Annotated in this window: 21 protein-coding genes and 1 tRNA gene; 10 read left to right on the top strand and 12 right to left on the bottom strand. The window is 68.3% G+C overall.

Going from position 1 to position 26,769, the window contains the following annotated elements:
- Nucleotides 1-98 precede the first annotated feature (98 nt).
- Nucleotides 99-2,726: a trehalase-like domain-containing protein gene (locus tag MRBLAR12_RS22990; protein WP_229995038.1), complete on the top strand. Its 2,628-nt coding sequence runs from the start codon at nt 99-101 to the stop codon at nt 2,724-2,726.
- Between the two features lie 38 nt (nt 2,727-2,764).
- Here the strand turns inward: MRBLAR12_RS22990 and MRBLAR12_RS22985 are convergent, their stop codons facing one another.
- The 5 genes from MRBLAR12_RS22985 to MRBLAR12_RS22965 form a co-directional block, all read right to left on the bottom strand.
- Nucleotides 2,765-3,862, bottom strand: coding sequence for a GmrSD restriction endonuclease domain-containing protein (locus tag MRBLAR12_RS22985; protein WP_364748725.1), 1,098 nt, complete (start codon nt 3,860-3,862; stop codon nt 2,765-2,767).
- An 88-nt stretch (nt 3,863-3,950) separates the two neighbouring features.
- Nucleotides 3,951-5,078 (bottom strand): FAD-dependent oxidoreductase, encoded by a 1,128-nt coding sequence (locus MRBLAR12_RS22980; RefSeq protein ID WP_364748722.1) that lies wholly within the window; start codon nt 5,076-5,078, stop codon nt 3,951-3,953.
- A 56-nt stretch (nt 5,079-5,134) separates the two neighbouring features.
- Complete coding sequence (locus MRBLAR12_RS22975) at nt 5,135-6,061, bottom strand: AEC family transporter (protein WP_364748719.1); 927 nt, start codon at nt 6,059-6,061, stop codon at nt 5,135-5,137.
- A gap of 160 nt (nt 6,062-6,221) precedes the next feature.
- A complete protein-coding gene (panD, locus tag MRBLAR12_RS22970; protein ID WP_229993087.1) occupies nt 6,222-6,650 on the bottom strand; it encodes an aspartate 1-decarboxylase in 429 nt (142 codons plus the stop codon).
- 89 nt (nt 6,651-6,739) lie between these two features.
- Complete coding sequence (locus MRBLAR12_RS22965) at nt 6,740-7,690, bottom strand: LysR family transcriptional regulator (protein WP_229993088.1); 951 nt, start codon at nt 7,688-7,690, stop codon at nt 6,740-6,742.
- 142 nt (nt 7,691-7,832) lie between these two features.
- Here MRBLAR12_RS22965 and MRBLAR12_RS22960 point away from each other — a divergent pair, with 142 nt between their 5' ends.
- A complete protein-coding gene (locus MRBLAR12_RS22960; RefSeq protein WP_229993089.1) occupies nt 7,833-9,296 on the top strand; it encodes an amino acid permease in 1,464 nt (487 codons plus the stop codon).
- A gap of 250 nt (nt 9,297-9,546) precedes the next feature.
- Nucleotides 9,547-13,101, top strand: coding sequence for a bifunctional proline dehydrogenase/L-glutamate gamma-semialdehyde dehydrogenase (locus MRBLAR12_RS22955; protein ID WP_364748714.1), 3,555 nt, complete (start codon nt 9,547-9,549; stop codon nt 13,099-13,101).
- 187 nt (nt 13,102-13,288) lie between these two features.
- Here MRBLAR12_RS22955 and MRBLAR12_RS22950 read toward each other — a convergent pair whose 3' ends face one another.
- On the bottom strand, nt 13,289-13,630 hold the full coding sequence (locus tag MRBLAR12_RS22950) for a hypothetical protein (protein WP_229993091.1): 342 nt from the start codon (nt 13,628-13,630) through the stop codon (nt 13,289-13,291).
- Between the two features lie 279 nt (nt 13,631-13,909).
- The gene (locus MRBLAR12_RS22945) at nt 13,910-14,764 is read right to left on the bottom strand and encodes a LysR substrate-binding domain-containing protein (RefSeq protein ID WP_229993092.1); all 855 of its coding nucleotides are present in this window, start codon (nt 14,762-14,764) and stop codon (nt 13,910-13,912) included.
- A 141-nt stretch (nt 14,765-14,905) separates the two neighbouring features.
- Here MRBLAR12_RS22945 and MRBLAR12_RS22940 point away from each other — a divergent pair, with 141 nt between their 5' ends.
- Entirely contained in the window at nt 14,906-16,279 is a 1,374-nt protein-coding gene (locus tag MRBLAR12_RS22940) for an MFS transporter (RefSeq protein WP_364748711.1), read from the top strand.
- Between the two features lie 115 nt (nt 16,280-16,394).
- Here MRBLAR12_RS22940 and MRBLAR12_RS22935 read toward each other — a convergent pair whose 3' ends face one another.
- The 3 genes from MRBLAR12_RS22935 to MRBLAR12_RS22925 form a co-directional block, all read right to left on the bottom strand.
- Nucleotides 16,395-17,555 (bottom strand): N(5)-(carboxyethyl)ornithine synthase, encoded by a 1,161-nt coding sequence (locus MRBLAR12_RS22935; protein WP_364748708.1) that lies wholly within the window; start codon nt 17,553-17,555, stop codon nt 16,395-16,397.
- Nucleotides 17,552-17,701 carry a hypothetical protein gene (locus MRBLAR12_RS22930; RefSeq protein ID WP_229993095.1) on the bottom strand — a complete coding sequence of 50 codons (150 nt, stop codon included), beginning with the start codon at nt 17,699-17,701 and terminating at the stop codon, nt 17,552-17,554. The genes MRBLAR12_RS22935 and MRBLAR12_RS22930 overlap by 4 nt, the downstream gene beginning before the upstream one ends.
- Nucleotides 17,702-17,801: 100 nt before the next feature.
- Nucleotides 17,802-17,875: transfer RNA gene (locus MRBLAR12_RS22925), tRNA-Gly, on the bottom strand.
- Nucleotides 17,876-18,200: 325 nt separating this feature from the next.
- On the opposite strand from MRBLAR12_RS22925, the gene MRBLAR12_RS22920 reads away from it, so the two are divergent.
- Nucleotides 18,201-19,121, top strand: a complete 921-nt coding sequence (locus MRBLAR12_RS22920; RefSeq protein WP_364748706.1) for a PaaX family transcriptional regulator C-terminal domain-containing protein — start codon at nt 18,201-18,203, stop codon at nt 19,119-19,121.
- 5 nt (nt 19,122-19,126) lie between these two features.
- Here the strand turns inward: MRBLAR12_RS22920 and MRBLAR12_RS22915 are convergent, their stop codons facing one another.
- Nucleotides 19,127-19,528, bottom strand: coding sequence for a RidA family protein (locus MRBLAR12_RS22915; protein WP_364748704.1), 402 nt, complete (start codon nt 19,526-19,528; stop codon nt 19,127-19,129).
- Nucleotides 19,529-19,798: 270 nt separating this feature from the next.
- Between MRBLAR12_RS22915 and MRBLAR12_RS22910 the strand changes: the two genes are divergently transcribed.
- From MRBLAR12_RS22910 to MRBLAR12_RS22890, 5 genes are all read left to right on the top strand, one after another.
- Nucleotides 19,799-20,671 carry a fumarylacetoacetate hydrolase family protein gene (locus MRBLAR12_RS22910; RefSeq protein WP_229993098.1) on the top strand — a complete coding sequence of 291 codons (873 nt, stop codon included), beginning with the start codon at nt 19,799-19,801 and terminating at the stop codon, nt 20,669-20,671.
- Nucleotides 20,672-20,746: 75 nt separating this feature from the next.
- Entirely contained in the window at nt 20,747-21,196 is a 450-nt protein-coding gene (locus MRBLAR12_RS22905; RefSeq protein ID WP_229993099.1) for a cupin domain-containing protein, read from the top strand.
- Nucleotides 21,193-22,065 carry an acyl-CoA thioesterase gene (locus MRBLAR12_RS22900; protein ID WP_229993100.1) on the top strand — a complete coding sequence of 291 codons (873 nt, stop codon included), beginning with the start codon at nt 21,193-21,195 and terminating at the stop codon, nt 22,063-22,065. The genes MRBLAR12_RS22905 and MRBLAR12_RS22900 overlap by 4 nt, the downstream gene beginning before the upstream one ends.
- Nucleotides 22,066-22,180: 115 nt before the next feature.
- Nucleotides 22,181-23,830 carry an AMP-binding protein gene (locus MRBLAR12_RS22895; RefSeq protein ID WP_364748699.1) on the top strand — a complete coding sequence of 550 codons (1,650 nt, stop codon included), beginning with the start codon at nt 22,181-22,183 and terminating at the stop codon, nt 23,828-23,830.
- Nucleotides 23,831-23,840: 10 nt separating this feature from the next.
- Nucleotides 23,841-26,222 (top strand): bifunctional salicylyl-CoA 5-hydroxylase/oxidoreductase, encoded by a 2,382-nt coding sequence (locus tag MRBLAR12_RS22890; RefSeq protein ID WP_364748696.1) that lies wholly within the window; start codon nt 23,841-23,843, stop codon nt 26,220-26,222.
- Nucleotides 26,223-26,298: 76 nt separating this feature from the next.
- Here the strand turns inward: MRBLAR12_RS22890 and MRBLAR12_RS22885 are convergent, their stop codons facing one another.
- Entirely contained in the window at nt 26,299-26,748 is a 450-nt protein-coding gene (locus tag MRBLAR12_RS22885; protein ID WP_229993103.1) for an acyl-CoA thioesterase, read from the bottom strand.
- Nucleotides 26,749-26,769 lie beyond the last annotated feature (21 nt).

The following is a 26,769-nucleotide window of genomic DNA, read 5'->3' as shown; positions in this document are numbered from 1 at the left end:
GGACACCCGGGCGAAACTGGGTCAGGAGGATACTGGAACTACGCCCTCCCGAGGACGATTCTCATGCAGCATTGGGGACTATTCGAAGGACTCCGCGCATGCCCACTCCGCTCAACCAGTCCTTGGCTGACTCTGCCCTCCTGACCAAATCCCTCCCGCTGGGCCTGCTCCGGGCCTTCGTGCAGACTGACGCCGCCGACGACGGGCTGACGCCGCAACTGCTGGCTGAGCTCAAGATCCTGGCCCGCACCCCGGGGCTACTGGTGGCGTGCAACTATGGCGGAACCCTCTGCGCGGCGGAAGGGATCTCGACCGAGACCCTGCCGCTGGCCAGCGCCGCGATCGCCCTCCGCGCGCTCGCCGCCCTGCCCAATACGCACGCCGCCGTCATTTCCGGCCGGTCCCTCCGCGACCTCGCAGCAGTCTCACGCCTGCCCGCCGAGGTACATCTGGTGGGCTCGCACGGTGCCGAGTTCGACATGGGCTACGCCCACAGCCTCTCGCTGGCCACGGAGTCCGTGCTCCAGCAGGCCCACCAGGCACTCGCCGAAACGGTCGGCGCGTACCGGGGCATCAGCATCGAACGCAAACCCGTCGCGGTGTCCGTCCACACGCGGTCCGCGGCGCCGGACATCGTTGCCCTGGCCACCGGGAAGGCCTCGCACATCGCCCAGGACCTTGGGCTCCACTTCATCGTGGACGGCTCAGTGCTGGACCTTTCGGTCGTCGAACCGTCCAAGGCTGCGGCCATGGAGCACCTGCGCTCCGTGCTCGGCGTCAGTGCCGCCCTCTACGCCGGCGACGCGTCCAGCGATGAGCTGGCCATGGCAACGCTGCGCGGACCGGACATGGCGCTGCGCGTGGGGGAGGGGCCCAGCGTGGCGAACCACAGGCTCCGGGACACGGAGTCGTTTGCCCGGGTCCTGGCGATCCTGTTCGAACTGCGGCGGGCGTGGCTTTTCGGCGAGGACGCCGTGGGCCTGGAACGGCACTCCATGATCGGCAACGGCTCCTCCACCGCCCTGATCACGCCGGACGCGAAGATCTGCTGGATGAGCCACCCGCTGCCGGACTCGGGGTCGCTGTTTGCCCATCTCCTCGGCGGCGATGCGGCCGGCCACTTCTCCGTGGAACCGGTGAAGTCCTCCCAGGTCCTGGGCCAGCGCTACGTGGACAGCACCATGATCGTCGAAACCCGCTGGGCCGACGTCACCGTGACGGACTACCTGGAGCCGGCCCCGGAAGGCATCACCAGCCTGGTCCGGGTCCTCTCCGGCACCGGCACGGCGAGAATCGTCTTCGCGCCACGGCCGGACTACGCGAATGCGCCGTTCAGCATGGAGGCGCGCGGGCCGGAACTGCACGTCGTCGGCACCGCGGACCCCATCGCCCTTCGGGCGCCCGGGGTGGCCTTTTCCATCACCTCGGACGGCCGGCACGCCACCGCCACGGCCGACGTCGACCTGCGGGACGGGCCCGTGGTCCTCAACCTGCGCTGCGGCGACACGGAACTCCAGCCGGCGGTGCCCGAGGATGAGACCGGGCGTCGCGCCGCCGTCGCCCTTCATTCCCGGCGCTGGGTCCACGAGCTGCAACTGCCGGGCGTTAAGCCGTCGCTGGTCCGCCGGTCCGCGCTGGTGCTGCGGGCCCTGGTCCACGAACCCACCGGCGCCGTGCTGGCCGCGCCCACCACCTCACTGCCGGAGGGTATCGGCGGCACGCGGAACTGGGACTACCGGTACTGCTGGCTACGGGACGGGTCCATGACCGTCAACGCCCTCGTGGACCTGGGCTCCACCGCCGAGGCCGAGGGCTTCCTGGCCTGGCTGGGCCGGATCCTGGCCCACGCCCCGGGCCCGGAGTGGCTGCATCCGCTCTACTCGGTGACCGGGGCGCCGCTGTCCACCGAGGCCATCATCGAGAGCCTGCCCGGCTACGCGGGGTCCCGCCCGGTCCGGATCGGGAATGCTGCCGACCACCAGGTGCAGCTGGATGTGTTTGGCCCGATTGCCGAGCTGATTCATGCCCTCAGCGCCCGCCAGGGCGTGCTCTCAGATGACCACTGGGAACTGCTGGTCCAGATGGCCTCGGCCGTGCTGGCCCGCTGGCATGAGGCGGACCACGGCATCTGGGAGGCCAGACGGGCGCCGCGGCACCATGTCTACACGAAGGTGATGTGCTGGGTGGCGCTCGACCGGGCGCTGCGCACGGCCGCCCGGCATGGCCGGGAACCGCTGCCGGACTGGGAGCCCACAGCGGCGAGAATCCGGCAGGAAGTCCTGCGCGAAGGCTGGGACGAATCGGCGTCCTCCTACACCGTGGCCTACGACAGCCCGGACCTGGACGCGGCCGTGCTGCACATCGGCCTCTCCGGCCTGCTGGACGTCAACGACCCCCGCTTCCTGGCCACCGTCACGGCGGTGGAACGGGAACTGCGGGTGGGGCCCACCGTTTTCCGCTACCGGTACGACGACGGCCTGCCCGGCCTGGAGGGCGGCTTCCACATCTGCACCACGTGGCTGATCGAGGCCTACATCGCCGTCGGCCGGATCGAGGAGGCATGGGACCTCTTCGACCAGTTGGTGAACCTGTTCGGTCCCACGGGGCTGCTGCCGGAAGAATACGATCCCGGCACGGAAACCCACCTGGGCAACCATCCCCAGGCCTATTCGCACCTGGGCTTCATCCGCTGCGCCCGGCTCCTGCACGAGCACCAGAAGAACTGACCGCCACCGGAAATGACCGGACGCAGGGCCGGCCGCCACTACTCGCAGCCGACGCCGTCCCCGTCGCCGTCCAGCTTGCCGCTGTACCCCGGCTGGCCGACGTGGATGGGCGCCGCGCCGGCGGCGCGGACCGCGGCGCAGTTCGCGTAGGTCACCGCCGCAGGTGCTGCGGGGGCGGGGGCCATCTGGACCTGCGCCGGGGCGGGCTGCTGTGCGGGCGGTGCCTGCGCGGCCTGGCCTGGAGCGGAGGCCTGCTGGTTAGTGGGGGCCAGGGCGTCCGGGCAGTCGGAGAGGACCCGGGCCATGGCATCGTGCTCGGCTTGGGTCACCCAGAGCCCGTAGACGGATTTCACTGAAATCTGGCGGGCGACGTAGTTGCAGCGGTAGGACTTGTTCGGCGGCAGCCAGGTGGCGGCGTCGCCGTCGCTCTTGCTTTGGTTGGCCGGGCCGTCCACCGCCAGCAGGTTCAGGGGGTCGTTGGCGAAGGATAGCCGCTGTGCCGGACTGAGCTGCTGCGCGCCCTTCTGCCAGGCGTCGCTGAGGGCCACGACATGGTCGATCTGGACCGCGGTGCTGGTGGCGTTGCCGCGCAGGAAGTTGATGGCGGCGGCCGTGTAGGGGTCGGCCAGAACGCCGGAGAGCACCACGCAGTCCCGCGTCCCGGGCCTGAGCGCGAGGGCGGTGAGGTCGCGGCGGAGCATGTCATTGCGGGTGTCGCAGCCGTTGTGGTCGACGTCGGACCAGGCCGGGCCGAACTGCTCGCGCGAATAGCCCGTCTTGGGTGCGCGGCCCTTGACGGGCAGCGTCGCCAGCACCTCGAGGGCTTTGCTCGCAAAGGCTGGCAGCTGGTGCGGGGCGCCGACGCCGGGAACACCGACACCGGGTGTGGTGTCCGGATCCAGCGGGGCGCTGTCCGTGCCCGCTGACGCAGTGGCTGGGGCAGCCGTCACGCCGGGGCGAACGCCGGCACCAGCGGCCGTGGGGACTGCCCCGGGACCGGCGCACGCTGAGGTCGCCACCAGCAGCAGGCCGGCCAGGCCCCGGGCCATCCAGTCGACGGGGCCCATCGTCCGGCTGCGGGCACTTGTTGATGGCGTGCTGTTGGACTGGGCGCTGCCTGATTTGGTGCTGAGCAATTCTTCCCCACTTCATGCTGGTGCCCCTGGTGCCTGTGGGGCGGCTTAAGACCGGTCCCAGCCTACCGGCGTTGCTCCGGGCGGGACGTCAGGGGCGGGGGCGGGAGGCCGAGAAGATGGCCGGCGCACCGCCGTCGCCGGTGGCGAGGTCGGCCAGGATCCTGCCCACGGCCGGCGTGAACTTGAACCCGTGGCCGGAGAAGCCGGCGCCGATGACAACCGGGCCGATCCGGTCCAGGACAAAGTTCTCATCCACTGTGGTTGTGTAGGTGCAGCTGATGTCGGTGAGGGAGTCGGGGTCGACGCCGGGCAGCCAGTCCCGGGCGTAGCGCTGCAGGGCTGCCCGCTGTTCGGGCTCCGGAGCGAACGTCCGCCGGTCCGGGTCCACCACCGGGCCCACACCGTGCCATCCGGCCTTGATGCCCTCGCCCGGCGTTGACATGCCATAGACGGGGGACCGCCAGTACGCGTACGCATCCCCGCGGCCGGGCATGTGGTTGAACCCCGGCCACACGGCGCCGTCGTCTGCGATGGCGAAGTGCGCGGGCTGTTCCTGGGTGACCGTCAGCCGGGGGAGGGGCAAAACGCCGGCCAGCAGCTTCGTGGTCCAGCCGCCGGCGGTGACAACGGCCTGCCTGGCGGAGAGCACCTCCGTGCGGCCGCCGGACTCCACGGTGAGCCGGACGCCGTCGTCGAGCACTTCCAGCTCCAGGACCTTCACATGATGGCGGATCTCGGCCCCGAGGCCGGCGGCGAGGCGCTGCAGCGCCGGCAACGCGGCGTCCGGGTTCAGCTGGCCGCCGTCCGCCATGTGCAGCACGCGCGTCTCGAACCGGATGCCCCGCCAGCGCTCGGCGGCTTCCTCGGCGGAGAGGAACTCCGCCCGGAGCCCGGCGGCAAGCAGCGCATTCCGGACCTCGGGCAGCCGCGGATCGGCGCCGTGGTTCACGACGCCGGTGCGCGCCAGCAGCCGCGCGCCGGAGTCCGTTTCCAGCTCGCGCCACAGCCGTGCCGCCTCGGCCAGCATGGCCACGTAGTCGCGATCCGCGTAGCCGGGGTTGAAGTTCCGGGTTGTGCCGTGGGAAGCCCCGTTGCGGTGGCCGGGCCCGAACTGCTCCAGCAGGGTCACGTCCCGGCCGCGCCGGGCCAGCGCCCACGCGGCGGCGGAGCCCATCGCTCCGCCGCCGATGACCACGGTGTCCAAAGTTGTCTTCAAGGGTTCCTCCTCCGGGGTGTGGTCCCGGCCCGCCCAGATAGGTCAGGCCAGACGGGTCAGGCCAGCAGCAGGGCCACGCCGATCATGGCCGGGACAGCTACCACCGTAGTGATCAACACGGTGTCCTTGGCTACTGTGACGCCGGTGCGGTAGCGGCTGGCCGCAACAAACACGTTTTGGGCAGTGGGCAGGGCTGCCGTGACGACGGCGGCGAACAGCGCCTGCTCCTGCATGCCGAGGACAAAGCGGGCAAACAGGTAGGCCACCAGCGGGTGGACAATGAGCTTGAAGCAGCTCGCCAGCAGCGTGTCCAGCCGGCGGCCGGCCGCCGCCTGCAGCGGCTTGGAGCCGTTCAGGCTCATGCCGAAGGCGATCAGCATGGCCGGGATGGCGGCCCCGCCGATCAGGTGGATGGGCTCCATGATCAGCGGCGGTACCTGCCAGCCGGTTCCGGCCACGACCAGACCCAGCCCGGACCCCACGATCACCGGGTTCCGCAGGATCATGAGCACGAACCCCAGCGGCGTGGTGCGGTGCGAGCTGGTGGTGGCATCCAATGCCATGAGGAACAGGGGCGTGAAGAAGGCCAGCTGGAAGATGAGCAGGGGTGCCACATAGCTGGCATCGCCGAGCACGAAGACGGCGATGGGAATGCCGAGGTTGGCCGAGTTGGCCAGGGACGCGCTCATGGAGGCGATGAGGGCTTCCGGCACGGGCCGCTTGAGGGCGAAGCGCACAATGCCGAAGAACAGGACCGCCGTCGTCACCGCACCGACTGCCGTCACGAGCAGCGGTGCGGCAAAGACGTCGTGGAGTTTCGCCTTGCTGAGGGTCTCGAAGAGCAGGGCGGGGCTGGCGACGAAGAACGTCAGGGCGCTGAGGACGGAGCGCGCGTTCTCGCCCAGGATGTTGCGCCGGCCTACGAACATGCCGACCAGGATGATGACCCAGACCACAAAGAACCCTGCCAATACCCCTAGCACGCGGTTCTCCGCAGCGGGGCGGGAGGGCAGCGGGTAAGGGTCACCGTTCCAGAGTAATCAGCTTTATTCCGCAGACCGTCCTATTACGCACGACGGCGTGCTGCCGCGCCTTGCGCACGCCTGCTGCGGCGCTCGGGAGGCGGGGGTGGGGCGGCTGCCGCTAGTTGAGCGCGGCGTTATTGAGCGAGTGCGGCGGTCGCAGGAGGCCCGGGGTCATGCCCTCCGCAGGGTCGTTGCCGATCTGGACAATCTTGTTGTCCTGATCAACGTGGACCACCTTGGGGTTGTACGCCTTCGCCTCTTCCGTGGTCATCTGGGCGTAGGTAATGAGGATGACGATGTCGTTCTCGTGCATCAGGTGGGCGGCGGCGCCGTTGATGCCGATCACGCCGGAACCGCGCTCGCCGGCAATCGTGTAAGTCTCAAGCCGGGCGCCGTTCGTGACGTCGACAATCGCCACGAGCTCCCCGGGAAGGATGTCGGCCGCTTCCAGCAGATCCAGGTCCACGGTGACGGAACCGACATAGTGAAGGTCCGCGTGCGTGACCGTCGCGCGGTGGATCTTGGATTTGAATATTGTGCGATTCATAACGTCACCAGTCTAACGCGGGGCCACCGCACGCGCTGTGGCCCACCGCACACGCGCGGGCCTGTCCGCGCGTGCAACCATGCTGGCAGTCACGCGGGCCGGTCCTCGTGGGCCGGATCGAGGGCGCCGGCAGCGGCCGCCGGCACGATTGATGCCGCCGTTACCGCCAGGATTTCGCGTGCTGCCAGCAGGGCGGGCCGCCTGGCACTCGATCGCCGCACCGAGGTGAACACTGTCCGGTGCGGATTCCCGGGCAGGTCCAGGAGCTGCGCGCTGGTGCCGCGGCCGGTCCACACGAGGTCGGGCATCAGGGCCACCGCATTTCCCGATTCGATCAGCCGGATCTGGGCCTGCAGGTCGGCGGTTTCAAAGCGGACGTCGGGCTCGAAGCCGGCGCTCCGGCAGGCTTGCTCGGCCCAGTGCCGGGAGGCCGCTCCGCGCGGTTCCATCACCCAGGGCAGCCCGGCGGTATCGGCCAGCGTCCTGATGGCGTCGCGCCCGGTCGAAGCGGGCGGAACGGCGAGCCGGATGGCGTCGCGGGTCAGGGCCACGCGGTCCAGTTCGGCGTAGTGCGGGGCGGCATGGCCCGGGTACTGCTCCGCGATCACAAGGTCGAAGTCGCGGGCCCATGTCTCGTGAAGGGCGGTCTCCGGTTCCCGCTGGGTCATTTCCACCCGGACCTCCGGGTAGCTGGAGGACATCCTGGTCAGGGTGTCCGGCATCAGTGCCAGCGCGGCGGACTGGAAGACCGCAATCCGCACGGTACCTGTGACCGTGGTCAGCGACGCGGCCAGGTCCGCCTCCGCCTGCTCCAGGGTCTCCAGGAGCTGGGAGGTGTGGGCCACCAGGACTTCGGCCTGGGGCGTCAGCTGCACCCGGCGCCCGGTCTTGCGCAGGAGCTCCACTCCGGCCTCCTTCTCGAGGAGGGCCAGCTGCTGCGAGACTGACGACGGGCTGTACTGGAGCGCTTCGGCCACTTCGGCCAACGTGCCCCGGATCTTCAGTTCGCGCAACAGTCGCAAACGCCGGACGTCAAGCATCGCTATTCCTTTGTGAATTCTGATGGTTATTCGTTAAGAGAATTCACTTTATCTAATGCAATCAGGCTTGCATACTGTTGTCACTCGGTAACGCCCATCACAGGGTGGATTGATGGGCATCACACCTAAGCAGGAGGCCCTGATGGCTACACAGGATTCGGCACAGTCGATCATGCGGCGCAAGCCCATCGACGACATTGAAGAAGAAAACAAGCACAGCGGATTGCACAAGAGCCTGGGGCTCTGGCAGTTAACGGCCATCGGCGTCGGCGGCATTATCGGTGTCGGCATCTTCTCTTTGGCGGGCCTGGTGGCCCACGGCAGCGAGACCGAGCCCGGAGTCGGCCCGGCCGTGCTCATCTCATTCCTGATTGCCGGCCTGGCATCCGCCGCCGCGGCGCTGTCCTACGCCGAGTTCGCCGGCATGATCCCGCGGGCAGGCTCGGCCTACACGTACGGCTACGTTGCCCTCGGCGAGATTATCGGCTGGTTTATCGGCTGGGACCTGCTGCTGGAGTACATCGCCATCGTGGCCGTGGTGGCCATCGGCATCTCGGGCTACTTTGACGCGTTCCTCTCCGGCATCGGTATCCATATGCCCGCCTGGATGACCTCGACGCCGGATGAGGGCACGGGCGGCATCATCAACCTTCCCGCGATCCTCGTCTGCCTGCTGGTGACTTGGATCCTCTCCCGCGGCACCAAGACCTTTGGACGCTTCGAACTGATCGCCGTCGGCATCAAGGTGTTGCTGATCCTGTTCATCATCGGCCTGGGCGTCTTCTACGTAAACACCAACAACTACAACCCGTTCTTCCCCAGCGGCTTCGGTCCCGTGGTCGCCGGTTCCGCCACGGTGTTCTTCGCGGTGTTCGGCTACGACGCCATGAGTACCGCCGCGGAGGAGGCCACCGACGGCAAGAAGCACATGCCGAAGGCGATCATCCTCTCGCTGATCATCGCCATGCTGCTCTATGTCGCAGCCACCCTGGTGCTCACCGGCATGCAGAACTTCACGGAGATCGACCCCAAGGCCGGCTTCGCCTCCGCGTTCAACAGCGTCGGGCTGCCGGTGATCGCGACGATCATCTCCGTCTTCGCCGTCCTGTCCATCCTCACGGTGATGCTGACCTTCCTCCTCGGCGTCACCCGCGTCTGGTTCTCGATGAGCCGCGACGGCCTGCTGCCCGGCTGGTTCTCAAAGACGGACCAGCACGGCACACCGCAGCGCGTGACCTGGATTGCCGGTCTCGGGGCCGCAGTCCTGGCAGGCATCCTCCCGATCAAGGCCGTGGCAGACCTGACCAATATCGGCATCCTGGCCGCGTTCGTCGTCGTCTGCGTGTCGGTGATCGTGTTCCGCTACAAGAAACCCGACGCCCCGCGGACCTTCCGCCTGCCGCTGATGCCGCTGGTTCCGGCGTTCGGTGTGTTTGCCTCGCTGTTCCTGATGTTCCAGCTGCACTGGGAGACCTGGCTGCGGTTCGGCGTCTGGCTCGTGATCGGCCTGATCATCTACTTCAGCTACGGCCGCAAGAACTCGCTAATGAACCCGGACAGCCCGCGGCACGAGGAGATCGTGGAGATGCACCGCCCCCTGCCGTAACCACCCCACCTCCCCGTTGCGCTATCACTTATGGCTCCCATTCCCGGTGCTTCACACGTCTTAAGGCCCTGAAGTGATAGCGCAACGGGTTTTTAAGGTTTCGGGGTGGTTTCCGAACGTTCGGGCGGGAAAACAAAGCTTCGGTTTTTCTAACCGGTATTGCTCAGAAAACTTCGCTTTATCTTATGAAAATCCGGTCGCATACTGATTCATAAGAGGTCCACATTTTGAGAAAGAACGAGTTCCAGCCATGACCAACATCTCCACGGAGCCCGGCGCAATCACCGGAAACGCAGCAGGCAGCGCCGCAGGCAACGAAGCCACGCACGCCGCCGTTTCGGAAGGCTCTTCGGTCCTTGAGGCCGCAGCCCTCGCCGAGGACACCATCGCGCTGGTGCGCCACTGGCTCACCGAAGCCGCAAAGGTGCCCGTCGACGCCTCGGCCGAGCAGCTCGCCGGGGTCCTGAAGGACCCCAACGGCCTGGACTTCACGGTCGGCTTCGTCGACGGCGTCGTCCGCCCGGAGGACCTGCAGGTCGCCGCCCGCAACCTCGCCGCCCTGGCCCCCAAGGTCCCGGCGTTCCTGCCCTGGTACATGCGCAGCGCGGTCCGCCTCGGCGGCACGATGGCCCCGGTCCTGCCCCAGGTGGTCATCCCGGTCGCCCGCCGCGTGCTGCGTGAAATGGTCGGCCACCTCATTGTCGACGCCACCGACGCCAAGCTGGGCCCGGCCATCGCCAAGATCCGCAAGGACGGCATCAAGCTCAACGTCAACCTCCTCGGCGAGGCAGTCCTCGGCGAGCACGAGGCCTCCCGCCGGCTCGAGGGCACGCACACCCTGCTGTCCCGGCCCGACGTCGACTACGTCTCGATCAAGGTCTCCTCCACAGTGGCGCCGCATTCCGCGTGGGCCTTCGACGAGGCCGTGGAGCACGTCGTGGAGAAGCTCACCCCGCTCTTCACCCGCGCCGCCTCCTACGCCGCCGCCGGGCAGAAGGCGAAGTTCATCAACCTGGACATGGAGGAATACAAGGACCTGGACATGACCATCGCGGTCTTCACCCGGATCCTGGACAAGCCCGAGTTCAAGAACCTTGAGGCCGGCATCGTGCTCCAGGCCTACCTCCCGGATGCCCTGTCCGCCATGATCCGCCTGCAGGACTGGGCCGCCGCCCGCCGCGCCGACGGCGGCGCCGCCATCAAGGTCCGCGTCGTCAAGGGCGCCAACCTGCCGATGGAGCAGGTCGAAGCCTCCCTGCATGACTGGCCGCTCGCCACCTGGAACACCAAGCAGGACTCGGACACCAGCTACAAGCGGGTCATCAACTACTCGCTGCACCCGGACCGGATCCGCAACATCCGGATCGGCGTCGCCGGCCACAACCTCTTCGACATCGCCTTCGCCTGGCTCCTGGCCAAGCAGCGCGGCGTGGAGTCCGGCATCGAATTCGAGATGCTGCTCGGCATGGCCCAGGGCCAGGCCGAAGCCGTCAAGAAGGACGTCGGCTCCCTCCTGCTCTACACGCCCGTGGTCCATCCCGCCGAGTTCGACGTCGCGATCGCCTACCTGATCCGCCGCCTCGAAGAGGGCGCCAGCCAGGACAACTTCATGTCCGCCGTCTTCGAACTCAGCGAAAACGAGTCCCTCTTCGAGCGTGAGAAGCGGCGCTTCCTCGCCTCGCTCGCCAAGCTCGACGACGAGGTCCCGGCCCCGAACCGCCTGCAGAACCGCGCCCTCCCGGCCGCGCCGCTGCCGCACGACTCCTTCGAGAACACCGCGGACACTGATCCGTCGCTGCCCGTGAACCGCGACTGGGGCCGCGCCATCCTGGGCCGCGTGGCTACGTCGGCTCTGGGCAACGCCGCCGTCGAGGCCGCCACGATCAACGATGCCGCAACCCTGAACACGGTCATCGACACCGCCGTCGAGAAGGGCAAGGCCTGGGGCGCACTCTCCGGCGCCGAGCGCGCCGAAATCCTGCACCGCGCCGGCGACGTTCTGGAGGCCCGCCGCGCGGACCTCCTCGAGGTCATGGCATCCGAGACCGGCAAGACGATCGACCAGGGCGACCCCGAGGTCAGCGAGGCAGTGGACTTCGCGCACTACTACGCCGAGTCCGCCCGCAAACTCGACGACGTCGACGGCGCCACCTTCGTTCCGGCCAAGCTCACCGTCGTGACGCCGCCGTGGAATTTCCCGGTCGCCATCCCGGCCGGCTCCACCCTGGCCGCCCTCGCCGCCGGCTCCGCCGTCGTGATCAAGCCCGCCAAGCAGGCCCGCCGCAGCGGCGCGGTCATGATCGAGGCCCTCTGGGAGGCCGGCGTTCCCCGCGACGTCCTCACCATGGTCCAGCTGGGCGAGCGGGAACTGGGCCAGCAGCTGATTTCCCACCCGGCCGTGGACCGCGTCATCCTGACCGGCGGCTACGAGACCGCCGAGCTGTTCCGCTCCTTCCGCAAGGACCTGCCCCTGCTGGCCGAGACCAGCGGCAAGAACGCCATCATCGTCACCCCGAGCGCGGACCTGGACCTCGCGGCCAAGGACGTCGCGTACTCCGCGTTCGGCCACGCCGGCCAGAAGTGCTCGGCCGCCTCGCTGGTGATCCTCGTCGGCTCCGTGGCGAAATCGAAGCGTTTCCACAACCAGCTGATCGACGCCGTCACCTCCTTGAAGGTCGGCTACCCGGAGGATCCGGCGAGCCAGATGGGCCCGATCATCGAGCCCGCCAAGGGCAAGCTCCTGAACGCCCTCACCACCCTCGGCGAGGGCGAGACCTGGGCCGTTGAGCCGCGGAAGCTCGATGATACGGGCAAGCTCTGGAGCCCCGGCGTGCGCTCAGGCGTCCGCCGCGGATCCTACTTCCACCTCACCGAGTTCTTCGGCCCGGTCCTGGGCGTCATGACGGCAGAGACCCTCGAGGAGGCCATCGCGATCCAGAACCAGATCGAATACGGTCTCACCGCGGGCCTGCACTCGCTGAACACCGATGAGCTGGGGATCTGGCTGGACACCATCCAGGCCGGCAACCTCTACGTCAACCGCGGCATCACCGGCGCGATCGTCCAGCGCCAGCCCTTCGGCGGCTGGAAGAAATCCGCCGTCGGCGCCGGCACCAAGGCCGGCGGGCCGAACTACCTCGTCGGCCTCGGCGAATGGGTCAGCAAGCCCAGCACCGCCGCCGGCACGCCGGGCACTGCTCCCGCCCACTCCGGCGTCCGCCGGATCGAGGACGCGGCCAAGGGCTTCCTGACAGCCGACGAACTCGCACCGCTGCAGCGCGCGCTCGCCTCCGACGCCCGTGCCTGGGCCGAAGAGTTCGGCACCGCGAAGGACGTCTCGGGCCTGAGCGCGGAGCGCAACGTGTTCCGCTACCGTGCCCTGCCCGTCACCGTCCGCCTCTCGGAAGGCGAGCCGCTGGCAGGCCTGGTCCGGACCGTCGCCGCGGGCGTCCTGGCCGGGTCCGACCTGACGATCTCCACCGCCGTCGAACTGCCCGCCCAGCTGCGCGCGGTCCTGTCCGGGCTTGGCATCGCCGCCACCGTTGAGAACGACGCCGAATGGCTCGCTTCCGCCGGCACGCTCGCCGCGGCGGGCAAGCTTTCCGGCGCCCGGATCCGGCTGATCGGCGGGGACGCCAAGGCACTGTCCGAGGCCACGGGCGGCCGTCCGGACCTGGCGGTGTATGTCCACCCCGTCACGGAAGCCGGACGCGTGGAGCTGCTGCCGTTCCTGCACGAGCAGGCCATCAGCATCACGGCGCACCGATTCGGGACGCCCAACCACATCTCGGACGCCCTTATCTAGGCAGTTAGTCGTCTAGCCCGGGCGTGCTAAAACGCCATCGCCGCCGTGCAGGCACCGCCAGGTGCGGCACGGCGGCGACGGCGTTAAAGGGGGCCGCGCTGCGCAGTGTCAGTGGCGGCGGCAGCGGTGGTGGCATTGTAAGTGGCAGTGACGGCGCCGAGCGCCGGGGCGTTAGACGCCGTGCCGCTTAGCCGAAGTACCAGCCCGGCGGCGCCCACGAAGCCGGGACCGCGTGGGCGGAAAAGTCATCGCAGCCCGAGCAGAAGTAGGTGACCTCGCCGAGCTTGCTGACGGAGCCGTCCCTTCGGTGCGTGGCCGGGACGAAGGTCTCCAGGTAAATGAACTCGTCCGTGCCGCAGTGTTCGCAGAACGGACTGGCAACATAGTCGGAATCCGCCAGGGTGGCCGGGTGAATGTCCCGGTGGCCCAGGCTGGAGTGCAATGCTGTGCCCGGGTGGTGCATGGCCGCTGCGGGGTGCGCCGGCGCGGTTCCCGGACGGGCGGCCTTGGGCGCGTGGGGAGTGGACAATCGGGGGTGGTTAATGGCTGGCATCATTGGCGGCCTATCCCGAACGCTCCGGCGCCAGCCACACGGCATCAGCGACGGACAGCGTTCGTTTTTCGAATCGTTGTCGCGGGCCACTTCTTGACCTCGAACGGTTGATCGTAAGTAGTGACAGGATAGATGAAGTACCTGCACCGTTCAATGGTCAAGTAAGTACTGCTCCCGTCCGGGTAGTCCGTCCCGTAAGTACCGTGGAAGGATCCGCGCCGGGACGCGGCCCGCCAGGGCAGCAGGCCGGGCGCTTCAGGCCGGGCGCTTCAGGGTCCGGCCCACGATCGCCTGCGTGAGGGCATCGATCACCTCGGTATTGGCCAGCGGGTTGCGGATGAGCGTGAAATCGACGTCGCCCACGGGCGGCAGATCGAAGCGGCGGGTGATGATTTTCAAGTCCTCCGGCACCAGGGAGGAAGGCATGACCGCCACCCCAATGCCGGCCCGGACGGCGGCCAGCACGCCGCTGATCTGCCGCGTGGTGCAGGTGATCCGCCAGGTGCGGCCCGTGGCCTCAAGGGCGTCGATCGCCAGCTTCCGGCTCAGGCTGGGGGAGGGATAGGCGATCAGCGGAACAGGATCGGCCGGATCCAGCGCGGTCTGCTCCAGGCCGACCCAGGCGAAGGCGTCCTGCTGGACCACGGTCCCGTCTTTGGCCCCCGCCACCCACTTCACGAAGACGAGATCCAGCTGACCGGCGTTGAGGCGCTTGTAGAGCTGGTCGCTCTGGCCCACCGTCAGCTCGAGGTTGATCTGCGGGTAGATCTGCCGGAACTCCCGGAGGATGCGGGGCAGCCCGGTGATGGCGAGATCGTCGGCCGTGCCGAAGCGCAGGCGCCCGCGCATGGCGGATCCGGAGAAATAGCGGGCGGCGGAGTCGTGCGCGGAGAGGATGCTTCGGGCGAACCCGGCCATGGCATCGCCGTTGTCGGTCAAACGCACATCCCGGGTGTCCCGGGCAATCAGCACCCGCTTGGCGGCGGCCTCCAGCTTGCGGACGTGCTGGCTGACGGTGGGTTGGGCCAGGCCGAGGCGTTCCGCGGCCTTGGTAAAACTCAAGGTTTCGGCCACGGCCAGGAACGAGCGGAGCTGGGCGGGTTCGAACATCGGGGTCTCCCGGATCGGGTGCAGCAAACACCGCATTGCGTTTTGTAATGCGAGTTATGCCTGGAATAGGCTTCCATAATCTCTTGGGGCCAGCCTAGCGTTAAGTCCATCCCGCTCACCCGCTCATTTGAGGACTTTTCCGTGGCACCCCCTCCGCCGCTAGAGGCGAACGCAGCTTCCCTGCCGGACACCATCACCCAACCACTCGCCGTCGTCAACGAGCGCCTGCCCTGGCGGCACACATTCATTTCGCTGAAGGTCCGCAACTTCCGCATCTTCGCGATCGGGCACTTCGTCGCCGTGATTGCGCTCTGGATGCAGCGGATCGCCCAGGACTGGCTGGTGCTCCAGCTCTCCGGTTCCGTCACCGCCGTCGGCATCACCGTGGCCTTGCAGTTCCTGCCGTCCCTGTTCCTCGGCCCGTGGGCCGGCATGATGGCGGACCGGTTCGCGAAGCGGAAGATCCTCATGCTGTGCCAGTCGGTGGCAGCCGCGTTGGCCGCGGTCCTTGCCGTCCTGGCGCTCAGCCAGAGGATCGAGGTGGGGCACGTCTACGCGATCGCACTGGTGCTGGGCCTCGTGACGGTGCTGGACCAGCCGGCCCGTCAGGTGTTCGTCAACGAACTCGTGGGCCCCGGCTACCTGCGAAACGCGATCAGCGTGAACTCCACGATCTTCCAGCTCGGCGGCCTGATCGGTCCAGCGATCGCCGGGATCCTGCTGACCGCCGTGGGTGCGGGCTGGGCCTTTGCCGCCAACGCGGTGGCCTGCTGCTTCACGGTGGCCATGCTCCTGAGCCTGCGCAAGGACCAGCTGCATGTCAGCATGCCGGTCGCCAAGCGCCGGGGCATGCTGAGGGAAGGGCTGGACTATGCGCTCAGCAAGCCCACCATCTACTGGCCCTGGCTGATGGCCGGGTTCATCGCCGTGTTCGCGATGAGCCTGCCGGTGCTGCTGGCCGCGTTTGCCGACCACGTGTACGACGCCGGTGCCGGCGGCTACGGGCTGCTCAACACCCTCGTGGCGCTCGGTGCGCTGGCCGGTGCCATCACCTCGGCCCGGGGGCGAGCATTGCGGCTGCGCTCGGTGGTCCTGGGCGCCGGGATGTACGGGCTCATGCTGTGCCTGGCTTCCCTGGCGCCGTCGATGGTGTGGTTCGGCGCGGCCATGGTGCTGGCCGGGTTCTGGTGCCTGATGTTCCTGACCGCCGCCAACCAGCTGGTCCAGGTCAGCTCCAACCTGGCCATCCGCGGGCGGGTCATGAGCCTGTACATCATGGTGCTGATCGGCGGCCAGGCAATCGGCGGGCCAATGATGGGCTGGCTGGCCGAGCACGCTAACCCGCACACCGCTGTCCTGGTTTCCGGGGGCGTGCCGATGCTGGCCGCCGCGACTGTCGGCGTCGTGCTCGCCCGGCGCGGGCAGCTCATGCTCAAGGTGGACCTGAAGGACCGGCGCCGGCTGCTGCGGATCGTCCGGAACGAGGGCGGGCGGCCGGCAGCCGCCACGCCCTAGCTTTTCCGCACCGGGTTCCACGCCGGTTTCCGCACCGAAAAAGGACAGCCGCTGCGTGGATCCACGCAGCGGCTGTCCTTTTTCGTCGCGGAAAACCGGGAGAGGTGCGGCAGTACTAAGGCGCCAGGGGGCGGTGGGGGAACTCCGGCTCCCGCTGCTGGAACTGCAGCACGTCCGGGTTGAGGACCACGCCGTCGCGGATTTCTATCGCGCGGCGGATGGTCTCGTTCTCCGCCCAGGCCCCGGGGCCGGCGACCACGGTCTCGAGGAACGGCAGCAACGCCTCGCTGATTTCCCAGCTGGAGGAATTCCACAGATAGGACGGGCTGTGGTCCACGGCGTAGTAGTCGATGTGGTGGCCCACCTGGAACATCGGCTCGGCGAAGGTGGTGGTTTTCGCCCAGCTGAAGCCCATGCCCTCGTCGCAGGACACGTCCACGATCAGGCTGCCGGGCCGGAAGGCGGCCAGGTCCTCGGTGCGCAGGTAGGTCAGCGGCGCGTTGGGGTCCTGCAGCGTGCAGTTGACCACGATGTCGCTGCCGGCGAGGAACGGCGCCAACGGCACGCGCCCGCGCTCGGTAATGACCTCGCTCAGGAAGGGTGCCTTGTCGTCGTGGTCGAACTGCGCGATCCGGACCGAGTGTATGGGCGAGCCAACCGCGGCGACCCCGCGGTTGGTCAGCACCTGAACATCGTGGACGCCGTGGGCATTCAGCGCCGTGACGGCGCCGCGGGCGGTGGCCCCGAAGCCGATCACGACGGCGCTCAGCCGGCGGCCGTAGTCTCCGGTGGAACCGGTCAGTGCCAGGGCGTGCAGCACGGAGCAGTAGCCGGCGAGTTCGTTGTTCTTGTGGAAGACATGCAGGCCGAAGCCGCCGTCGCTGGCCCAGTGGTTCATGGCCTCGAAGGCGATGAGCGTGAGCTTCTTGTCGATCGCCAGCTGGGTGATGGCCCGGTCCTGGACGCAGTGCGGCCAGCCCCAGAGGACCTGCCCGTCCCGGAGTTCGGCCAGGTCCTCGGGCTGCGGCTTGGGCAGCAGGACGACGTCGGCGTCCGCCAGCAGCTGCTGTCGCGGCGCGATGCGCCCCACGAGGGGCGCGAGCTCGGCGTCGGAAAGGCCGAAGCGCTCGCCGTAGCCTTCCTCGAGGATCAGCTGTTCCCGGATTTCCGGCGCGATGCGGTCCAGGTGCGAGGGGTGGATGGGGAGGCGTCGCTCATCCGGTTTGCGTGTGCTGGCGAGGATGCCGAGGGTGAGGTGGTTCGAGGAACCGGTCACTTCTTTTTGGGGCTCGCCGTCTTTGTGGCGGTCACCTTGTCCAGGGAGCTGGCCGGCGCAGAAGCGGCCCTCTTGTCAGCGCGCTTTTCCTTGATGGATTTGCCGGATTTCTTGGATGCTGCTTGACGGGGGGACTTGTCAGCCATGATTGCTCCTGTAGCGGAACCGAAGAGGTTCCTGACTTCTGACGATACAGGTAGCTACCTAATAGGAGCCCTGGGAGCGGCGCGGAGCGCGGGAGTGGATTGGAGCGGCTGACGGGAATCGAACCCGCGTATCAAGCTTGGGAAGCTAGCGCTCTACCATTGAGCTACAGCCGCAGTGGGGCCAGCCAGCGTGCTGGACTTTGCCCCAGTGAAACAACGAGATTTACCTTACCCCAGCCGCGGGCGTTCTCCGAACAGGTCACGCGGTCGAAATCGTGGGCAGCGCACTCCTCCGTTTGCCGGAGATGGTCGCTAACCGCTCCGCAGAGCGGCCATCTCCGTCAAACGGGCGGGGCCGGCCGGTCCCCAGCCCCGGACCAAGCGGGCAGCGGCTTCGCCGGACGCGGCACGGCACCGGTTCGCGGAGCGTCATGGCCGTCGGGGCGCGCAGACCTCTATAGCCTAGATCCATGACTGTTCTCCCGAGGGAAGGCCGACGGTGGTAGAAGACCCAGCGCCGCCGCTGGACGCCGACCCGGACGCCGAGCCTGCCGCCGGAAGCGCCGTTCCCCGGCTGACCCCGCGGCACCAGCAGCTAATCGTCACGATTTACGGCCTGTATGGGCGCTCAAACGGCGGCGCCCTGCCCGTCTCGGTGCTGATTTCCATGCTGGACGACCTTGGCGTCGAGTCGTCCGGGGTGCGCTCTTCCGTGTCCCGGCTCAAGCGCCGCGGTGTGCTGGAGAGTGTCAAACAGGGCGGCGTGGCCGCCTACCGGCTGGCCCCCAACCTGGAGGATGTCTTCCAGGAGGGCGACCGCCGCATCTTTTCGCCCCGGCGGGCGACGGCGGCCGACCGCTGGCTCCTCATCGCCTTCTCCGTCCCGGAATCGCAGCGCCACCTTCGCCACCAGCTGCGCAGCATGCTGACCCGGATGGGCTTCGGTTCCGTGACGCCCGGGCTCTGGATTGCCCCGGGCAACACCTATGAGGACATCAGGCACCAGCTCGAGCGGACAGGGCTGATGGAATACGTGGAGTTCTTCAAGGCGGAGCACCTGACCGCCGAGGACGTCAAGGACAAAGTCTCCCGATGGTGGGACCTTCCGGCACTTGAATCGCTCTACGCGGAGTTCATCGAACGCTTCGCTCCGGTGCTGGAACGCTGGGAATCGGCGGGCGCGCCGGCGTCCGGGCCCGACGCCGACCGGGCGGCCTTCGCTGACTACGTCCAGCTCCTCACCCAGTGGCGCCGGCTGCCCTATCTGGATCCGGGCCTGCCCGAGGAGTTCCTGCCGCCGGGCTGGCACGGGCTGACCGCGGAGCGGATCTTCGCGGAACTGCACCGTCTCCTGAACGGCCCGGCCCGCCAGCATGCCGAGCGGCTGCTGGGGGCCACGGGCAGTTCCGCTACCGCGTAGTAGTCCTAGCCCTGGCCTGACACGACGGCGATGGCCTGGATCTCGATCAGCGCCTCGGCCTGCCAGAGCCGGGTGACGCCGACGCCGGCCATCGCGGGATAGTCGGTGCCCGCCATCTCGCGCCAGATCCGCCCGATTTCGCGGCCGTTCTTCTGGTAGTCCTCGACGTCGGTCAGGTAGATGGTGACGTTGACCAGGTCCGAGGGCATGCCCCCGGCCTCAGCCAGCGTGGTGAGGACGTTGGAGAAGCACTGACGGAACTGCTCCACGATACCGCCGGGAACAATGGTGCCGTTGTTGTCCATGGCCGTCTGGCCGCCCAGGAACACGGTGTTGCCGGCCAGGATGCCGTGGGCGAAGCCGGAGGGCTTGGCCAGGGCTGCGGGGTTGATGACCTTGTGGTTCATGGTGGCTCCTCATTGAGTCGGCGGTATTGAGTCGGCGGTGCTTTTGGTAAATGCGAGCGTAACTACGGGCTAGTCGGCGCCGGTCGGCGCCGGCCGTTGACCGGATCCGGAACCGAAGCGGGTCTACCCAAACCGGTGAATCCGTGTTAACTTGAGCATATGTGACGACCGTAAAAATGTCGACATACCCTCGTTGGGGATGGCGCAGTGGACACGTCACCGGAATCGGCAAAGGGGCCGGTTCCGCCGTCGAACCGGAAGTGAAGAAACATGCGCCTTGCGACCGTTATTACGGCAGCCCGCGACGCCAGGGGCGGCCCTGCCACCCGCGCCGCCGTGCAGTCCGGGGACCGGTTTGTGCTGCTGGCCGCACAGGACCTCAGCGAACTGCTGGGAAGCGCCGGCTGGCGGGAGCAGGCAGCTGCAGCCGTTGCCGCCGCGGAAACGGCTGGCGGCCTCCCGGGTGAGTCCATCCCCGTTAGCGCCGCCCGGTTCGCCACCGTGCTGCCGCGCCCCGCCAAGGTCATCTGTTGTGGCCTGAACTACGCGGACCACATCGCGGAAATGGGCCGGGAGCTGCCGGAGTACCCCACCCTGTTCGCCAAGTACGCGGACACCCTGATCGGCGACGGCGAGGTCATTGACGCCGCCGGGCACGGCGCCCGGCTGGACTGGGAGGCGGAGCTGGCGGTCGTCGTCGGCGCCCCGCTCAAGAATGCCTCGCCGGAGGAAGCCTCGGCCGCGATCGCCGGCTACACCGTGGCGAACGATATCTCCATGCGCGACTGGCAGAGCCGCACCCTGCAGTGGTTCCAGGGCAAGGCCTTTGACCGCACCACTCCGCTGGGTCCCGTACTGGTGACCCCGGACGAGTGCGACCCCGAGGCCGGCGTGCGGGTCCGCTGCCTGGTCAACGGCGAAGAGGTCCAGAACGGCAACACCAGGACACTCGTCTTCACCGCGGCCGCCCTGCTGTCCTATATCTCCACCTTCACCCGGCTGAGCCCCGGCGACGTCATCTTGACCGGCACCCCCGGCGGTGTCGGCATGGGCGCCGTCCCGCCCCGCTTCCTGCACGACGGCGACGTCGTCACCACCGAGGTCGAGGGCATCGGCACGCTCACCAACACGGTCCGTCTCTGACCGCCACCGGCTCACACGCACCCCACACCACCCAGTGGCGGCAACCCAGGCTGCCGCCGACAGAGAGGAAACACCATGACCGAACAGATCGCAGATCAGCTGACCGCGCAGGTTGTCCCCGTCGTGACCCGCAGGGGTGCTGAGCACCGCGACACCGGCCAGTCCGGTGGGGCCGTCCGGATCTCCGGTGTCAGCCAGCAGCACACCCCTGCTACAAAGATTTGGTACGGCCAGGTCAGCAACGAACCCGGCTACCGCTCCTTCCCGCACCACCACGGCGAAGCCGAGACCGGCGGCTACGTGCTGCGCGGCCACGGCCGGATCTACTTCGGCGAGGACTACAAGGAGTTCATCGACATGACCGAGGGCGACTGGGTTTTCGTCCCGCCGTACATGCCGCACGTGGAAGCCAACATGAGCATCACCGAGGAACTCGTCTGGCTCACGGCCCGCACCCCGGAAAACATTGTGGTGAACCTCGAGGACGTCGACGACTCCGTGCTCGCCGGGTACCGCCGGGCATGACTCCGACGTCGGAGATCCTGCTGTCCGCCCTCGAGCTGACGCCGATCGAACCGGAGTTCCTCGACGAGGCCTACACCGCCACGACGCAGTACGTGCCCTGGCCCAAGGCCTACGGCGGAGACATGGTGGCGCAGGCCGCGGCTGCAGCGATGCGCTCGGTGGGGGATGACCGCTCGCTGCACTCGATGCACAGCTACTTCATGCGGCCGGCGGACATCGGCGCCGAGGTCCGCTACGAGGTGGAGCGGCTCCGCGACGGGCGGGGCTACTCCACCCGGCAGGTCCGCGCCTACCAGGGCGGCAAGACCGTCTACGTGGCCATGGCCTCCTTCCACGCGGAGGAATCCGGCGAGGAATTCGCCCGTGCCATGCCGGCCGGGATCCCGGATCCGGAGTCGCTGCCGTCCTCCGCCGACGTGCTTGACGGCGTCGAAGGCGACGCCGCGGCCTACTGGTCCGGCGGCCGCAGTTTCGACATGCGGCATGTGCCGGGCGCCGTCTACCTCAGCGTTGAGGGGGAGCAGGTGCCGCACCAGGCAGTCTGGGTCAAGGCCTTCGACCGGCTCCCGGATGACCCGGATCTGCAGCGCGCGGCGCTGGCCTACGTCTGCGACTACACCATCCTGGAACCGGTGCTCCGGGTGCACGGCTACGCATGGGGCGATCCGGGCCTGGTCACGGCCAGCCTGGACCACGCCATGTGGTTCCACCGCGAAGGCCGGGTGGACGACTGGCTGCTGTACGTCCAGGAAGCAGTCTCCGCCCAGGCCAGCCGCGGCCTGGCGCAGGGCCACTTCTACGACCGGCAGGGCCGGCTCCTGGCCACCGTGGTCCAGGAAGGCATGATCCGGATGTCGACTGCTCCGTAACTGCCCTTTTGGGCCGCCATGACGGCCGTTACGGAGCAACCGATGAGCCGTTCCACCTCTTAGCTGTGACCTCTTATCAGTGACCTCTTATCAATGACGATACGAAAGGTTTGCCATGGAACTGACGCCCTCGGCGCACCAGGACACCTTCGCGCGTGACAATCTGCCGCCGGCAGAGCAGTGGCCCGCGCTGGAGTTCACCCTCCCGGAACTGCAGTACCCGCAACAGCTCAACGCCGCCGCCGCGCTGATTGACGCCGCCGTCCGCAGCTTCGGTGCCGAGCGCCCGGCCCTGCTCACCCCGGACGGCAACGCCTGGAGTTACGGTGAGCTGCAGCGCCACGCCAACCAGGTGGCCCAGGTCCTGGTTGAGGATTTGGGGGTGGTCCCCGGGAACCGGGTGATGCTCCGCTCGCCGAACAACCCGTGGCTCGTCGCGGCCTGGCTTGGCGTGCTCAAGGCCGGCGCCGTGGTGGTCACGATCATGCCGGCACTGCGCGCCAACGAGATCCGGACCCTGCTGGAGCTGACCGCACCGGCCGCCGCCCTGTGCGACAGCCGGTTCCTGGACGACCTCGCCGAGGCAGCCGGAAACGACGTGCCGGTGCTGGCCATGGGGGGCAGCACCGGCACGGACCTCACCGCCCGCTGTGCTGCCAAGAGCGGCGAGTTCAGCGCCGTCCCGACCGCCGCGGACGACGTCGCCCTGCTCGGCCCGACGTCGGGCACCACCGGAACGCCGAAGATCACCATGCACTTCCACCGCGACATCCTCGCCAACGCTGACACTTTCGCCCGGCACATCCTTGCGCCGACGCCGGAGGACGTCTTCGCGGGGTCCCCGCCGCTGGCCTTCACCTTCGGGCTGGGCGGCCTGGTGGTCTTCCCGCTGCGCTTCGGGGCCGCCTCGCTGCTGACCGAACGAGCCACCCCGCTCGAACTGGCGCAGGCCGTGCACGCGGCCAAGGCCACCATCCTGTTCACCGCACCGACGGCCTACAAGGCGATCCTCAAGGAAGGCGCCGAGGGGCTGCTCGCCAGCCTCCGCACGGCAGTCTCAGCCGGTGAGCACCTGCCGGCCGAGACCTGGCGCGCGGTCCATGAACGCACCGGCCTGAAGCTGGTCAATGGCATCGGTGCCACCGAAATGCTGCACGTCTTCATCTCCGCGGCAGGGGAGGACATCCGCGCCGGCGCCACCGGCACGGCCGTCCCCGGCTACCGCGCCACGATTCTGGACGACGACGGTGGGGAACTCGGCCCGGACGCCGTCGGACGCCTCGCCGTGATCGGGCCCACCGGCTGCCGCTACCTCAACGATTCCCGCCAGCTGGACTACGTCGTCAATGGCTGGAACGTCACCGGCGACACCTTCCGCCGGGACGAGGACGGCTACTTCTACTACCAGGCCCGCTCCGACAACATGATCGTGTCCTCCGGCTACAACATCGGCGCCCCGGAGGTGGAAGCCGCGATTGACCAGCACCCGGACGTGATGGAAAACGCCGTCGTCGGCAGGCCCGACCCGGACCGGGGCAGCGTGGTCTGCGCCTTCATCGTGCTGCGCGAGGGCGTCGAGGCCGATGACGCGAAGCGCAAGGAAATCCAGGACTTCGTCAAGCAGGCCATCGCCCCGTACAAGTACCCGCGGCAGGTGAACTTCGTTGACGGACTGCCCCGCAACCCCAGCGGCAAACTCCAGCACTTCCGGCTGCGCGAGCAGCTGGCCGCTGACGCCGCCACCCCCGAACACCAGAACGCCTGAGAGGCACCACATGAAAATCGCAATCATCGGCGGCGGTCCGGGCGGACTGTACTTCGCCGCCCTCATGAAGCAGCTGGACCCGAACCACGAGGTCACCGTCTGGGAACGCAACGCCGCAAGCGACACGTTCGGCTTCGGCGTCGTCTTCAGCGACGAGACCCTGGGCGGCATCGGCAACGCGGACACCGTGATCGCCGAGTACATGTCCGAGCGCTTCGCCCGCTGGACCGACATCGACATCCACTTCAAGGACGCGCAGCACACGGTCGGCGGGCAGGGCTTCGCCGCCATGAGCCGCAAGGAGCTGCTCGAGCTGCTGCAGCGCCGCTGTGCCGAACTCGACGTCGACCTGCGCTTCAGCACGCTGGCGCCCGACGTTGAGGAACTCAGCCCGGACTACGACCTGGTCCTCGCCGCGGACGGCCTGAACTCCGCCGTCCGCTCCCGCTTTGCAGAGGTGTTCCGGCCCAGCCTGGACGTCCGCAAGTCCAAGTACATGTGGCTGGGCACCGACCTCGTCTTTGAGGCGTTCAAGTTCTTCGTCAAGGACACCGAGCACGGCGTCATGCAGATCCACGGCTACCCGTACTCGGACGAGGGCAGCACCTTCATCGTCGAAATGCACGAGGACGTGTGGCGCAACGCCGGATTCGACGCCACCGAGCACAAGGTCTTCCGGCCCGGCGAAAGCGACGAGGCGGCCGTCGACGCGATCCGTGCCATCTTCGCCGAGGAGCTTGAGGGCCACGAAGTCCTGGTCAACAACTCCAAGTGGATCAACTTCACCACGGTCCGCAACGAGTCCTGGCGGCACGGCAACATCGTGCTCCTCGGCGATGCCGCACACACCGCGCACTTCTCCATCGGCTCCGGCACCAAACTGGCCATGGAGGACTCCCTCGCCCTGGCGGCCTGCCTGCACGAGCACGCCGAGCTCGAGGCCGCCCTGGCAGCCTACGAAACCGAGCGCCGGCCCGTGGTCGAATCCACCCAGCGCGCAGCCCAGGCCTCGCTGGAATGGTTCGAGAACATCGGCATGTACAAGGACCAGAACCCGGTGCAGTTCTGCTTCAACCTGCTCACCCGCAGCCGCCGGATCACCTACGACAACCTCAAGCTGCGCGATCCCGAGTTCGCGGCCCGCGTGGATGAGGAATTCGCCCGCACGCAGGGCATCGCGTCCAGTGCCCCTGCCATGTTCCAGCCGTACCGGATCGGCGGGCTGGAGCTGAAGAACCGGATCGTCGTCTCCCCGATGGACATGTACTCCGCCACCGACGGCGTCCCGGGCAACTTCCACCTGGTCCACCTCGGGGGCAAGGCCCTCGGCGGCGCCGGCCTGGTCATGACCGAGATGGTCTGCGTCTCCGAGACCGGCCGCATCACGCCGGGCTGCAGCGGCCTCTACAACGAGGCCCAGCAGGAGAGCTGGCGCACGATCGTCGAGTTCGTACACGAGCGCTCGACGGCGGCCATCGGCGTCCAGCTTGGCCATTCCGGCCGCAAAGGCTCCACCAAACTCATGTGGGAAGGCATCGACGAACCGCTTCCCGAGGGCGGCTGGGAGCCGGTGGGCCCCTCGGCTATCCCGTACGGCCCCGGCAGCCCGGCGCCGCGGGAAATCAGCCGCGCTGAAATGGACCGGGTCCGGGACGAGTTTGTCGCCGCCGCCGTCCGTGCGGCCGCCTCGGGCTTCGACCTGCTGGAGCTGCACTGCGCGCACGGCTACCTGCTCTCCTCGTTCCTCTCGCCGCTGGCCAACCGGCGCAGCGACGAATACGGCGGACCGCTGGAGAACCGGCTGCGCTACCCGCTGGAGGTATTCGACGCCGTCCGCGCCGCCTGGCCGGCGGACAAGCCGCTGACCGTGCGGCTTTCGGCGACGGACTGGGCCCCCGGCGGCAACGACGAGCACGACGCCGTCGCGATTGCCCGGGCGTTCGTGGAGCACGGCGCCGACGGCGTGGACGTCTCCTCCGGCCAGGTGGTCAAGGAGGAGAAACCAGCCTACGGCCGCAGCTACCAGACGCCGTTCGCGGACCGGATCCGGCAGGAAGTGGCGCACAAGGCAGGCGTCGCGGTGATCGCGGTGGGGGCGGTGTCCTCCTACGACGACGTCAACTCAATCCTGCTGGCAGGCCGCGCGGACCTCTGCGCCCTCGGCCGTACGCACCTGTTCGATCCGCAGTGGACCCTGCATGCGGCGATCGAGCAGGACTACCGGGGGCCCGGCGCCGCCTGGCCGCAGCAGTTCCGGGCCGGCAGCCGGAAGCCACCGGCGGCGCGCACCGACGCGGTCCGGCCCCGGCTGGCGCTCGTGCGGGAGCCGGAGGCCGCCGAACTGCCGACGCACCTGCGCTGGACGCCGGCCAAGGTGCCGGCGTCGGTCTAGCGCCGGTTGGAGGGCCGCTGCCCGGGCCCAATGCCCGGTGCCGCAAAGGCGCGGTGCCGGGCAGCGTCCGGACGGGTTAGTCCCGGCCGGAGGCCTCGCGGGCGGTGACCTTGGCCGTCAGCTCCGCCGGCCACGGGGTGGCGGCCGTGCCGCCCTGGGCCACATGGGCGGTGACGAAGGACCCGTGGGCGGCAAGGGCGCGGGGTTCGCCGCGGAACGGCTCGCCCCACACTTCAAAGCTGAACGTCATGGACGTGCGGCCGATTTTCTCCACCACTACGGTGGTGGTGACCTGCTGGCCGAAGTACAACTTCGCCCGGTAGTTGACCTCGTGGCGAACCCGCGGGGCCGTCGGGAAATACTCCGGCAGATCCAGGTCCCGGAACAACTTGGCCTCGCAGGCCTCAACAAAGCGGAGCACCGCCGAATTGTGCTGGTGCCCCGCGGCATCCGTATCCACCCATTCGATGGTCCGTTCCAGAGTCGCCGTCGTGGCCGTGCACGGAAGGGACTGGGTGGGGTTCATGGATGCCGCCTGGAAGTTCGA

This window comes from Arthrobacter sp. LAR12-1-1.1 (assembly GCF_040676555.1).
In the GTDB taxonomy this organism is placed as follows: domain Bacteria; phylum Actinomycetota; class Actinomycetes; order Actinomycetales; family Micrococcaceae; genus Arthrobacter.
Note: the sequence above shows the minus strand (reverse complement) of the source record. Positions and strands in the feature narration are given on the sequence as shown.

What these genes read in the sequence shown, in the direction of transcription:
- MRBLAR12_RS22990 (WP_229995038.1), top strand. Translation starts at nt 99, where the DNA reads ATGCCCACTCCGCTCAACCAGTCCTTGGCTGACTCTGCCCTCCTGACC.
- panD (WP_229993087.1), bottom strand. Translation starts at nt 6,650, where the DNA reads ATGAATCGCACAATATTCAAATCCAAGATCCACCGCGCGACGGTCACG.
- MRBLAR12_RS22965 (WP_229993088.1), bottom strand. Translation starts at nt 7,690, where the DNA reads ATGCTTGACGTCCGGCGTTTGCGACTGTTGCGCGAACTGAAGATCCGG.
- MRBLAR12_RS22960 (WP_229993089.1), top strand. Translation starts at nt 7,833, where the DNA reads ATGGCTACACAGGATTCGGCACAGTCGATCATGCGGCGCAAGCCCATC.
- MRBLAR12_RS22955 (WP_364748714.1), top strand. Translation starts at nt 9,547, where the DNA reads ATGACCAACATCTCCACGGAGCCCGGCGCAATCACCGGAAACGCAGCA.
- MRBLAR12_RS22945 (WP_229993092.1), bottom strand. Translation starts at nt 14,764, where the DNA reads ATGTTCGAACCCGCCCAGCTCCGCTCGTTCCTGGCCGTGGCCGAAACC.
- MRBLAR12_RS22930 (WP_229993095.1), bottom strand. Translation starts at nt 17,701, where the DNA reads ATGGCTGACAAGTCCCCCCGTCAAGCAGCATCCAAGAAATCCGGCAAA.
- MRBLAR12_RS22915 (WP_364748704.1), bottom strand. Translation starts at nt 19,528, where the DNA reads ATGAACCACAAGGTCATCAACCCCGCAGCCCTGGCCAAGCCCTCCGGC.
- MRBLAR12_RS22910 (WP_229993098.1), top strand. Translation starts at nt 19,799, where the DNA reads ATGCGCCTTGCGACCGTTATTACGGCAGCCCGCGACGCCAGGGGCGGC.
- MRBLAR12_RS22905 (WP_229993099.1), top strand. Translation starts at nt 20,747, where the DNA reads ATGACCGAACAGATCGCAGATCAGCTGACCGCGCAGGTTGTCCCCGTC.
- MRBLAR12_RS22900 (WP_229993100.1), top strand. Translation starts at nt 21,193, where the DNA reads ATGACTCCGACGTCGGAGATCCTGCTGTCCGCCCTCGAGCTGACGCCG.
- MRBLAR12_RS22895 (WP_364748699.1), top strand. Translation starts at nt 22,181, where the DNA reads ATGGAACTGACGCCCTCGGCGCACCAGGACACCTTCGCGCGTGACAAT.
- MRBLAR12_RS22890 (WP_364748696.1), top strand. Translation starts at nt 23,841, where the DNA reads ATGAAAATCGCAATCATCGGCGGCGGTCCGGGCGGACTGTACTTCGCC.
- MRBLAR12_RS22885 (WP_229993103.1), bottom strand. Translation starts at nt 26,748, where the DNA reads ATGAACCCCACCCAGTCCCTTCCGTGCACGGCCACGACGGCGACTCTG.